10 protein-coding genes are annotated in these 10,928 nt (G+C 62.1%); 7 read left to right on the top strand and 3 right to left on the bottom strand.

The window, feature by feature from the left end:
* Positions 1–134 precede the first annotated feature (134 nt).
* The 3 genes from RIN13_RS01695 (at position 135) to nrdR (ending at position 2,699) form a co-directional block, all read left to right on the top strand.
* Complete coding sequence (locus RIN13_RS01695) at positions 135–641, top strand: hypothetical protein (protein WP_309105598.1); 507 nt, start codon at positions 135–137, stop codon at positions 639–641.
* A gap of 73 nt (positions 642–714) precedes the next feature.
* On the top strand, positions 715–2,085 hold the full coding sequence (gene hisD, locus RIN13_RS01690; RefSeq protein ID WP_309105597.1) for a histidinol dehydrogenase: 1,371 nt from the start codon (positions 715–717) through the stop codon (positions 2,083–2,085).
* Between the two features lie 116 nt (positions 2,086–2,201).
* Positions 2,202–2,699, top strand: coding sequence for a transcriptional regulator NrdR (nrdR, locus tag RIN13_RS01685; protein WP_309105596.1), 498 nt, complete (start codon positions 2,202–2,204; stop codon positions 2,697–2,699).
* A gap of 46 nt (positions 2,700–2,745) precedes the next feature.
* Here the strand turns inward: nrdR and ppgK are convergent, their stop codons facing one another.
* Positions 2,746–3,549 (bottom strand): polyphosphate--glucose phosphotransferase, encoded by an 804-nt coding sequence (gene ppgK / locus RIN13_RS01680; protein WP_309105595.1) that lies wholly within the window; start codon positions 3,547–3,549, stop codon positions 2,746–2,748.
* Between the two features lie 66 nt (positions 3,550–3,615).
* A complete protein-coding gene (map, locus tag RIN13_RS01675; protein WP_309105594.1) occupies positions 3,616–4,494 on the bottom strand; it encodes a type I methionyl aminopeptidase in 879 nt (292 codons plus the stop codon).
* A 158-nt stretch (positions 4,495–4,652) separates the two neighbouring features.
* Between map and RIN13_RS01670 the strand changes: the two genes are divergently transcribed.
* A complete protein-coding gene (locus RIN13_RS01670) occupies positions 4,653–4,817 on the top strand; it encodes an SPOR domain-containing protein (protein WP_309105593.1) in 165 nt (54 codons plus the stop codon).
* A 9-nt stretch (positions 4,818–4,826) separates the two neighbouring features.
* Here RIN13_RS01670 and panB read toward each other — a convergent pair whose 3' ends face one another.
* Entirely contained in the window at positions 4,827–5,732 is a 906-nt protein-coding gene (gene panB / locus RIN13_RS01665; RefSeq protein WP_309105592.1) for a 3-methyl-2-oxobutanoate hydroxymethyltransferase, read from the bottom strand.
* Between the two features lie 281 nt (positions 5,733–6,013).
* On the opposite strand from panB, the gene glnA reads away from it, so the two are divergent.
* The 3 genes from glnA (at position 6,014) to RIN13_RS01650 (ending at position 10,881) form a co-directional block, all read left to right on the top strand.
* Entirely contained in the window at positions 6,014–7,354 is a 1,341-nt protein-coding gene (gene glnA, locus RIN13_RS01660) for a type I glutamate--ammonia ligase (RefSeq protein WP_247045066.1), read from the top strand.
* A 9-nt stretch (positions 7,355–7,363) separates the two neighbouring features.
* Positions 7,364–10,375, top strand: coding sequence for a bifunctional [glutamine synthetase] adenylyltransferase/[glutamine synthetase]-adenylyl-L-tyrosine phosphorylase (locus tag RIN13_RS01655; protein WP_309105591.1), 3,012 nt, complete (start codon positions 7,364–7,366; stop codon positions 10,373–10,375).
* Positions 10,376–10,461: 86 nt separating this feature from the next.
* Positions 10,462–10,881: a VOC family protein gene (locus tag RIN13_RS01650; RefSeq protein WP_309105590.1), complete on the top strand. Its 420-nt coding sequence runs from the start codon at positions 10,462–10,464 to the stop codon at positions 10,879–10,881.
* Positions 10,882–10,928: the final 47 nt, after the last annotated feature.

Below are 10,928 nucleotides of genomic sequence, written 5' to 3'. Positions count from 1 at the left end.
TGTGATCGAACTCCCTGCTTCTGAACGTAAAAAACCCGGTTCCCAGCCTATCCGGCTCTGCGGGGGATCGTTCCGCCGGCACCGGCCGCGCCCCGGTTGCCATAGAAGGGCGATCCTTTGTTAGCGTTTCCCTCATGAAACAGCCAGAGACGCCCCGCACCACTCCCCGAAGGTGGACCGCGGTCATCGGGCCGGCAGTGATCCTGCTTGCCGGAATCCCGCTCGGCGTCGCCTGGTGGCTTCTTGCCCCCAGCGGCCTTAATCTCCTGAGCGGAAATCCCGAGCTGGCATCCGGGATGAACACGACCGGATGGCTGCCCCGGGACCTGGTCCTGGCTGGGCTCCTTCTCTTGGCCGGGTGCCTGACCGGAGTACTGATTTCGGGAAAGGACGGGCCGACGGTCCGGAACATAGTGGTCGCTGTGCTTTGCGGAGGGGTTGGATCGGTGATCGCCTGGCGGGTGGGGATCCTCGCCGCAGGGTGGTGGGGAACGGCAGAGGATGCATCAGCAAATCCAAGCATCGCTTTCTCACTTCGGGCCTACCCGGTGCTTCTTGTGTGGCCGGCCGCCACTGCCTTGTCGGTCTTTGTGGTCAATATCGTGAGTCTTATGCGCCGGCCGGCAGAGATCGCTGACTGATGCTTTGGCTGTCTTTGTGTCTTCGTCCTGTCGGCGGCACGGCCCGGCCGGAGTTAGCCCGTAAAATGTTCGGGTGACCTCTTCTCCAGACACCACCCAGGGCGCCCCTTCTCCGATGCTGAGTTTCCGCAGCGTTGATCTCCGGGGTCAGGTTCTCTCCTTGGCGCAGTTACGTACGGCCATGCCCCGTGCACAGGGCGACACCGCTGATGACGCCGAGCAGAAGGTACTCGAAATCATCAGCGACGTCCGCAGCAGGGGATTTGATGCCCTCAGGGACCTCGCCAGGTCGTTCGACGGCGTTGAGCAGGGTCATCCGAGGGTCCGCGCGGAAGAACTGCAACGCGCACTGGAGAACCTTGATCCTGAGGTCAGGTCCGCTCTCCAGGAGTCCATCAGCAGGGCCCGCCGGTTTGCGGAAGCCCAGCGGCCGGCCAGTATCGACGTCGAGCTTGGCGAAGGTGCAGTCGTAAGCCAGAACTGGGTTCCGGTTGCCAGAGTCGGCCTGTATGTTCCGGGCGGCCTTGCCGTCTACCCCTCTTCGGTGATCATGAATGTTGTGCCCGCCTTGGCGGCAGGAGTCGAGTCAATCGCCCTGGCCTCGCCGCCCCAGAAGGATTTCGGCGGGCTCCCGCACCCCACTATTCTGGCGGCAGCAGCCTTGTTGGGTATCGACGAGGTGTATGCCATCGGTGGTGCCCAGGCCATCGCCGCATTCGCGTACGGAGTTCCCGGCGGATCCACGGGGCCTGCACTCGATCCGGTAGATGTGGTGACCGGGCCTGGAAACATTTTCGTGGCTACAGCAAAGCGCCTCGTGAAGGGGGTAGTCGGGATTGACTCCGAGGCCGGAACCACGGAAATCGCCATCCTCGCAGACTCCAGCGCTACTCCCGCCCTCGTGGCAGCGGACCTGATCAGCCAGGCCGAACACGATCCCAAGGCCGCTTCGGTACTCATCACTGATTCCGAACCCCTGGCCGCCGCGGTCCGTGCAGAGCTTGAGTTGCAGGCCTTTGCCACAAAACACAATGACCGTGTGCGCGAGGCGCTCTCGGGCCCCCAGTCCGGAGTGGTTCTGGTCGACGACATCGGGCAAGGCATCGCCGTCTGCGACGCTTACGCTGCAGAGCACCTGGAGATCATGACGGAGGACGCTGCCTCCGTAGCGGCGCGTATCCGCAACGCGGGGGCCATCTTCGTGGGAGACTACAGCCCGGTGAGCCTTGGTGACTACTGTGCAGGATCCAACCACGTCCTTCCCACCAGCGGTACGGCAGCGTTCTCTTCGGGCCTCAACGTCACCACTTTCCTGCGTGCTATCCAGGTGATCAACTACAGCAAATCAGCACTTCGCGATGTCAGTGGCCACATCCTTAGCCTGTCGGACGCAGAGGATCTCCCCGCCCACGGCCAAGCGGTATCGGCACGCTTCGCGGATTAGTCCAAAGGCAAAGCAGGTGGTCGATGGCCCTTGCTTTTACCACATGTAGTAATTACAGGCTTGTTATTCCGCTAGATGTAGTCGTAAACTGAAGGCGGACGAGGGGAGAACCAAACGTGTATTGTCCGTTTTGCCGTAACCCTGATTCCCGCGTGGTTGATAGCCGGATGGCCGACGACGGTTCTGCCATCCGCCGCCGTCGCCAATGCCCTGAATGCGGACGCCGCTTCACGACAGTAGAGACAACAAGCCTGTCCGTGATCAAGCGCTCCGGCGTCGGTGAACCCTTTAGCCGGAGCAAAGTCATCAACGGCGTTCGCAAAGCCTGCCAGGGCCGTCCTGTCACCGAGGATGACCTTGCCATGTTGGCGCAGGAAGTCGAGGAGACCATCCGCGCATCCGGCGCAGCCGAAATCGACGCGCACGAAGTTGGTCTTGCGATCCTCAGCCCCCTTCAGAAGCTGGACAAGGTGGCCTACCTGCGGTTCGCAAGCGTGTACCAGGCGTTTGAATCACTGGAGGACTTCGAGTCAGCCATTTCGCTGCTCCGCCATGAAGCGGAAGTGGAAGCGAAAGGCGCCCAAGGAAAGAGCACGGAGACCAGCCAGCTTTAGACTCCGGTGGTGGCCGCGGAGGGGAAGCCGCGGCCGCCGCCGGCTCCTACTTGACGAGCTTGTGCTTCAGGGCGATTTCGACCGCTGCGCCAACAATCCCGGCATCGTTCTTCAGCACCGCTGGAACGATCGGGGTGCGCAGTTTCAGCCTTGGCAGGTATTCATCTGATCGCTTGGAGATTCCGCCGCCGACTATAAAGAGTTCCGGGGAAAAGAGGAATTCGACGTGGGAGAAGTAGCGCTGCAGCAGCACGCTGTACTCCTCCCAGCTCAGTCCGTCCCTTTCGCGTGCGACAGCGGAGGCTTTCGTTTCAGCGTCAAAGCCATCAATCTCCAGGTGCCCCAGTTCGGCATTGGGGACCAGTTTCCCGTCGAAAATGAATGCTGAACCGATTCCAGTACCCAGGGTGATGACCAGGACCGTGCCCTTGACGTTTTCACCGGCTCCAAAGCGGGCTTCGGCAAGGCCGGCCGCGTCAGCATCGTTGATCACTTCCACGGGCCGTCCCAGGCGCGCAGTCAGCATGCCGTCGATATCGGTATTGAGCCAGGACTTATCGACGTTGGCCGCCGACAGCACCATGCCGTGCTGGATGATGCCGGGAAAGGTGACACCCACGGGGGAGTCCGCATCCGGGGCATGCGCCTGGGTGGCTAGTTCCTGGACCACCTGGGCCACGACTTCGGCAACCGCGGCCGGTGTGGCAGGTTGGGGTGTGGGGATACGGACCCGCTCGCCCAGGAGTTTGCCTTTCTTCAGGTCGACGACGCCGCCCTTAATTCCGGTGCCCCCAATATCGATTCCGATCAGCGGGGCATTTTTCACGGTTTTAGCGTCCTTCTTGGCCAATGGGCTTCCGTTCGTGGCAGGTTGCGGGCTAGGGGATCAGCTCGGCGGCTGAGATGGTACTTGGTATCAGGGTAGTGTCAGGATTTCCGCGCCGGTCTCAGTCACCAGGAGTGTGTGTTCAAACTGTGCGGTCCGTTTGCGGTCGCGGGTCACTACTGTCCAGTCGTCCTCCCACATGTCCCACTCCACAGTTCCCAGAGTAAGCATGGGCTCAATGGTGAACACCATGCCGGTCTCGATCACCGTGTTGTAGGCAGGAGCAGCATCGTAATGCGGAATGATGAGGCCCGTATGAAAGGCTTCGCCCACGCCATGGCCGGTGAAATCCCGAACGACACCATAGCCGAACCGCTTTGCATAGGACTGGATGGCCCGGCCGATGACATTGATTTCACGGCCTGGGGCGACAGCTTTGATGGCGCGGTTCAGCGATTCCTGCGTTCGTTCCACCAGAAGTCGTGATTCCTCGTCGACATCCCCCACCAGGAAGGTGTAGTTGGTATCGCCGTGGACGCCGTCGAGGTAGGCGGTGATATCGATATTAAGGATGTCCCCGTCCTGTACGAGGGTGCTGTCCGGGATGCCGTGGCAGATGACTTCATTAAGCGAGGAGCACAGGGATTTGGGAAAACCGCGGTAGCCCAGTGTTGAGGGGTAGGCATGATGATCCACAAGGAACTCGTGGCCCACTCTGTCCAGCTCGTCCGTGGTGACACCCGGCCGGATATGCTTGCCCACCTCGACGATAGCCCGCGCAGCAATGCGGCTGGCGACGCGGATCTTCTCGATGGTTTCAGCGGATTTGATCTCAGAACCCGTGAATTTTGCAGGCCCGGGCTTCCCCACGTACTCGGGCCGGGGGATCGACGCGGGAACCGGCAGCTGGGGACTCACGGTTCCCGGTATAAGGGTGCCGATGGGTGCAGTCGAGGCTAGGGAAGGCATAGATTGATCATATAAGGCGCCGTCGTGGGCCAAGTAACGGAATCGGCAATGTAACAGAACCGGAAACGGAACCGAACAGGCAATGGAAGCCCCAGCCGATCAAAGTTACGGGGCTCACGAAGCATCGGAGCCACGTGGAGCGGATGCGGGAAGGAACCATGACCGAGTACTGGTACAACGTCAACACCCACGAGGTGGAAGAAGACGCGATGTCTGACTGGAGCCAGCTGATTGGCCCGTACAAGACGCGCGAAGAGGCCGAACACGCGCTGGAGAAAGTACGGGCCCGCAACCAAGCGTGGGAGAAGGACGAAGAGGACTGAACACCCCGGCTAAAAGCTGTGTTCCGGCCCGGGGAACTGGCCGGAGCGGACGTCGTCACCGTATGCACGGGCTGCATCGCTCAAGGTAGTGCGGAGGTCTGCGTACTGCTTGACGAACTTGGCCATCCGGCCGCCCCGCAGCCCGGCCATGTCCTGCCACACAAGGACCTGGCCGGTGGTGGCATTGCCGGCGCCGATGCCGATGGTCGGTACGTCCACGGCAGCGTCCACCGCGGCGGCGGTGTCGGCTGGCACCATTTCCATGAGTACACAGAAGGCGCCGGCCTCGGCCAAGGCAGTTGCATCCTCGAGGAGGCGCTTTGCGTCATCGCCACGCCCCTGAACGCGGTACCCACCCAGCGCATGCTCGCTTTGGGGCGTAAAGCCAATGTGCGCCATGACCGGAATTCCGGCCTGGACCATGGCCCGCACCGTTTCAGCGTAGAACTTCCCGCCCTCAATCTTTACGCCATGGGCAAGCCCTTCCTTGAGGAAGCGCACGCCGGTGGCTACAGCCTGCTGGGGAGAAACTTCGTAGCTGCCGAACGGAAGGTCAGCCACCACAAGGGCACGCTTTGCGGAGCGCGTAACAGCACGGCATAGCGAGAGGAGCTCATCCACGGTCACGGGAAGGCTGGTTTCGTTTCCAAAAACGTTATTTGACGCGGAGTCACCTACCAGGAGCACTTCGATGCCGGCTTCATCAAAAATCTCGGCCGCGTACTGCTCGTAGGCAGTGAGCATCGCAAAGTGCCGGCCTTCGTTCTTGGCCTGCTGCAGATGATGGGTCCGGACCTTTGGAAGCCGCTTGGGGGCCGTCTCCGCAGATGTCCCGGCAGCAGGGACAGGCCCGTTGCCGTAAGGGGCAGGTACGTCTGCGGGCATGCTGGAATCGGAGCTGTTGCTTGTGGCCATGGCTAGAGCGTAATGCGATACCAAGCGTCCTAGCTACTGGCCCGTAGCCGCCGGGCACGTGAAAAGAGTCACACCTGGCGCGCTGAGTGCGGTCAGCAAGGCCCGGAATACCGACTTACACCCCGGATCGGTGACTTATAAAGGCTCTCCGTGTTAACGCTGTGTTACGCGGGGCACTGGCTCCCGCATCACGCCGGAATGCTTAGTAAAGTGAATCGTGAGACTGCCGCCGGCTTCCGAGACACCCGGGGCACGCACGTTGAACCGGAGAAGAGGCCATTATGGACCGCCAGCAAGAGTTTGTCCTGCGGACGATCGAAGAGCGTGACGTTCGATTCGTGCGCCTCTGGTTCACCGACGTCGTGGGTTCGCTTAAATCTGTGGCTCTGGCTCCGGCTGAGGTTGAGGGGGCCTTCGAGGAAGGCCTGGGTTTTGACGGATCAGCAATTGAAGGCCTCGCCCGTGTTTTCGAATCAGACATGCTGGCCCAGCCGGATCCTTCAACGTTCCAGATCCTGCCGTGGCGTGGCGAGACCGAGCAGACGTCAAGAATGTTCTGTGATGTCCTGACGCCGGACGGCGAACCTTCCGCCGCCGATCCGCGTAACGTCCTCAAACGCACGCTCGCCAAGGCAGCGGACATGGGCTTTACCTGCTACACCCATCCCGAGATCGAGTTCTATCTCCTCAAGTCCCAGGAGCCTGGCCCCGACGGTGCCCCCGTGCCAGTGGATGAGGGCGGCTACTTTGACCACGTCCCAGGCGGTGTGGCGCAGGACTTCAGGCGCACCGCGGTGACCATGCTGGAATCGGTGGGGATTTCGGTCGAGTTCAGCCACCACGAAGCAGGTCCGGGCCAGAACGAAATCGACCTCCGGTATGCCGATGCCCTGCAGACCGCGGACAACATCATGACCTTCCGGACCGTCATCAAGGAAGTAGCCCTGCAGCAGGGTACCTACGCAACGTTCATGCCCAAGCCGTTCACCGATCATCCGGGTTCCGGCATGCACACGCACTTTTCGCTGTTTGAGGGCGATACCAATGCCTTTTATGAAGCCGGTGCAGAATTCCAGCTGTCCAAAACGGCCCGGCAGTTCATCGCGGGCATCCTCAAGCACGCGCCGGAATTCACTGCGATCACCAACCAGTTCGTCAACTCCTACAAGCGGCTCTGGGGCGGGGGAGAAGCGCCCAGCTACCTCAGCTGGGGCCACAACAACCGTTCGGCCCTGGTGCGGGTTCCCTTGTACAAACCCGGAAAGGGCCAGTCCGCGCGGATCGAGTACCGCGGGATAGACTCCGCCGCCAACCCCTACCTTGCCTACGCCGTGCTGCTTGGGGCTGGACTGAAGGGTATCGAAGAAGGGTATGAACTGCCGGCAGCGGCGGAGGACGACATCTGGTCGCTGAGTTCTGCAGAACGCCGCGCTATGGGACACGATCCCCTGCCCGCAAGCCTCCACGACGCGATCCGAAGCATGGAAGACTCCGAGCTGATGCCGCAGATCCTTGGCGAACAGGTTTTTGAGTACTTCCTCCGGAACAAGCGCGCCGAGTGGCAGGATTACCGTCTCCAGGTGACCCCCTACGAGCTGCAGCGCAATCTCGGTATTCTGTAGGGCGTCGCGATGAGCCTTGCCCGTCGGCTGATTTCCACCGGCTTCAGCGATCTGGAAAAGGCCGAGCGCTTCCTGGCCATGCCGGAGTTGGAAGGCATTCACCCGGACATCCTGTTTGCGGGATTCCACCTGTCCGCCAGCCCGGATACTGCGCTTCAATCCCTGGTCCGGCTCCTTGAGAAGCATCCGGAGCTCAAAACCCTTGCGTCCGCAGATCCGGACACCAGTGAAGCCCTCTACCGGGTCCTTGGTGCCTCGGAGGCGCTCGGGGAATTCCTGATCCGTCATCCTGAGCATCTGGACGCCTTCAACGTGAGGGTCAGCCCTGAACCGGCAGCCGCTGATGCCGGCGAACTCCGTGAGCGTCTGCTGCGTTCCGTGCAGGCGGACTCCAGGTCCGCCCGGCCGGTAGCGGTTTTAGCCGGGCCGGAGGCGTATGAGGCGCTTCGCACTGCCTACCGCAGGGGAGTGGTGGATCTCGCCATCAAGGATCTCTGCGCAGCGGATCCGCTTGATTTCATGCCGGCTGCCGGAGGGGAACTGGCCGACCTTGCCGGCGCCGCTATCGAAGCCGCCCTCGCCGTCTCCCGGGCGGAAGCGGCGGAACAGTATGGCTCGTCTGACGTCGCAAACGTCGGCCTTGCGGTGATTGGGATGGGGAAGTGCGGGGCGCGGGAACTCAACTACATTTCCGACGTCGATGTCATTTACGTCATCGAGGGCGGATCCTTGGACGACGCCCGATCGAACACCATAGGCACTGCCCTCGCCACAGGAATATCACGGGCCATTTCCTCGGTGGGACGCGAGCCCGGATTATGGGAGGTCGACGCCAACCTCCGGCCCGAGGGGAAATCGGGTCCCCTCGTGCGGACTCTGGCCTCCCACGAGAGCTACTACGCACGCTGGGCGCAGAGCTGGGAGTTCCAGGCGCTCCTGAAGGCACGGACCATCGCCGGGGACACCGAGCTCGGTGCGAAATATGAGGCGGCTGTGGCACCGCTCATCTGGGCTTCTGCCGGACGCGACGGTTTTGTCGAGTCTGTCCAGGCCATGCGTCGGCGGGTCACGGAGCATATCCCGCCGGCAGAGGAACAACGGCAAATCAAGCTCGGACGGGGCGGCCTGCGCGACGTCGAATTCACCGTACAGCTACTGCAACTTGTGCACGGCAAGTCTGATGAGACGCTCCGGCACCGGGATACGACGTCGGCCATCGCGGCTTTGTCCGCCGGCGGTTACATTGGCCGGTCTGACGCTGCAGGGTTTGACCACGCCTACCGGTACCTGCGGGTCCTTGAGCACCGCATCCAACTGTTCCAATTGCGCCGCACCCACCTGATGCCCGTGCGGGAAGAAATGCTGAGGGCTCTGGCCAAGGCCATGCTGGGTCCCTTTTCCCGGGAACGTCCGCACCCCGACACGCTGCTGGCCGCCTGGCAGAAAACCAAGCGGTCAGTGCGCGAACTCCACGACCGCATCTTCTACCGGCCCCTGCTTAACACAGCCGCCAAGCTCAGCAGCGAAGATGCCCGCCTGTCACCGGAGGCGGCGCAGGCGCGGCTTGCAGCCCTGGGTTATCTCGATCCCCAGGGTGCCATGCGGCACATCGAGGCCCTGACTGCCGGGGTCAGCCGCCGCGCGGCGCTCCAGCGCCATCTGCTGCCCATCCTCCTGGGATGGCTCGCCGAAGGCGTTGATCCCGACGCCGGCCTGCTCGGTTTCCGTCGTATCAGCGAGAGCCTCGGTACCACTCATTGGTATCTGGGCATGCTGCGTGACTCCACCGCCGCGGCCGAAAGGCTCTGCCATGTACTGTCCAACTCCAGGCTGATCGCGGACCTGCTGGAGGTCTCGCCGGAATCCGTGGCCTGGCTGGGCTCGGAAAAGGACCTCACACCGCTTGGATTCGATGCACAGTGGCTGGAGATCACCTCCAAGATGTCCAGGCATGCGGATCCGGAGAGTGCCATGCGCCTGATCCGGCTGATCCGCCGACGGGAAATCCTGCGCACGGCAATCGCTGACAGCGCCGGGCTCCTGGACCAGGACCAGGTGAGTGTTGCGCTGGCTGAGACAGACCGGGCGGCTATTGTCGGGGCGCTCCGGGTTGCGGAAGGCATTGTCTCCTCCGAAGGTCCGCTGAAGACGAGAGTCCTCGTGGTGGCCATGGGCCGCCAGGGCGGACGTGAGATCGGGTATGGCTCCGATGCCGACGTCATGTATGTTCATCGGGGCTTGCCCGGCGTTCCGGAAAAGGAAGCCCAGCTGCAGGCTGCCCAGATCGTGGGCCACATCTCCAGCCTCCTGACTCAGCCGCTGAAGCCGGCGATTATGGCTGAGAGGGTCCTGCAGGTCGACGCCGATCTTCGCCCGGAGGGTAAGAGCGGGGCGATGGTCAGGTCCCTGGACTCCTACGCGGAGTATTACCGCCGCTGGTCCCTGATCTGGGAGGCCCAGGCGCTGTTGCGGGCGCGGCCAATCGCAGGAGACGACGAACTGGCCGCCGATTTCGTAAGCCTCATCAACCCCATTCGCTATCCGGAATCGCTCTTGGAGCAGGACATCCGCGAAATCCGGAGAGTGAAGGCCCGTGTTGAATCCGAGCGGCTGCCCAGGGGAGCGGACCCTGCCAGGCACCTCAAACTGGGCCGCGGCGGGTTGAGCGATGTGGAATGGCTTGTTCAACTGCTGCAGCTGCAGCATGCCGCCCATCATCCCGGGCTCCGGACCACGTCCACCATCAAAGCGCTGGAGGCCGCCGCGTCCCTCGAGCTCATTGGAAAGAATGACGCCGAACTGCTGATGAAGGCATGGCGTCTCGCGAGCAGGATCAGGTCTGCAAACGTGATCTGGAACGGCAGGGCCTCAGACCTTCTGCCCTCGTCCCGGCGCGACCTTGAAGCAGTGGCGCGTTGGTGCGGCTACCAGCCAGGCAATGCCGCTGCCCTGGAAGAAGACTACCTGCGCGTCAGCAGGCTCGCCCGTGGAGTCTTTGAGAGGATATTCTACGGGCAGTAGGCGAGTGGTTTCGCAGGGTATCCCAGGCGCCCGCCAATGGCTGCGAAAGGGCTGACACGCACAATTCATGGTGCTAGTTTGAGCGGATGGCAACGCAAATTTATCTGAATCTTCCCGTCAAGGACCTGAATCGGAGCGTCGAGTTCTTTGGGGCGCTCGGATTCTCCTTCAACCCGGATTTCACCGATGAGAATGCCACCTGCATGATCATCAACGACAACGCCTTCGTCATGCTCCTGGTGGAGGGCTTCTTCAAGACGTTCACGTCCAAGAGCATCGCGGACAGTACGGGTACCACTGAAGCCATCATGGCCTTCTCGGTCGACAGCCGTGAAGCCGTGGACGAAACCGTACGGAAGGCCCTTGCGGCCGGTGGAAGTCCATCCCAGGAGGTCCAGGACTACGGCTTCATGTACAACCACAGCTTCCAGGACCCGGATGGCCATCTCTGGGAAGTCATGTGGATGGACCCCGCTGGTCCGCCCGCAGACTCTGCGGCGGAATAGCTCCCGGCGCGGACGACGACGGACGGTACAGGCCGCCCGTTCGGTAA

It is taken from the genome of Arthrobacter sp., assembly GCF_031179985.1.
Classification (GTDB): Bacteria; Actinomycetota; Actinomycetes; order Actinomycetales; family Micrococcaceae; genus Arthrobacter.
Note: the sequence above shows the minus strand (reverse complement) of the source record. Positions and strands in the feature narration are given on the sequence as shown.

Bases quoted from the DNA above. Each gene is read 5' to 3' on its own strand.
- RIN13_RS01695 (WP_309105598.1), top strand. From the start codon at position 135: ATGAAACAGCCAGAGACGCCCCGCACCACTCCCCGAAGGTGGACCGCG.
- map (WP_309105594.1), bottom strand. From the start codon at position 4,494: ATGCCTTCCCTAGCCTCGACTGCACCCATCGGCACCCTTATACCGGGA.
- RIN13_RS01670 (WP_309105593.1), top strand. From the start codon at position 4,653: ATGACCGAGTACTGGTACAACGTCAACACCCACGAGGTGGAAGAAGAC.
- panB (WP_309105592.1), bottom strand. From the start codon at position 5,732: ATGGCCACAAGCAACAGCTCCGATTCCAGCATGCCCGCAGACGTACCT.
- glnA (WP_247045066.1), top strand. From the start codon at position 6,014: ATGGACCGCCAGCAAGAGTTTGTCCTGCGGACGATCGAAGAGCGTGAC.
- RIN13_RS01655 (WP_309105591.1), top strand. From the start codon at position 7,364: ATGAGCCTTGCCCGTCGGCTGATTTCCACCGGCTTCAGCGATCTGGAA.
- RIN13_RS01650 (WP_309105590.1), top strand. From the start codon at position 10,462: ATGGCAACGCAAATTTATCTGAATCTTCCCGTCAAGGACCTGAATCGG.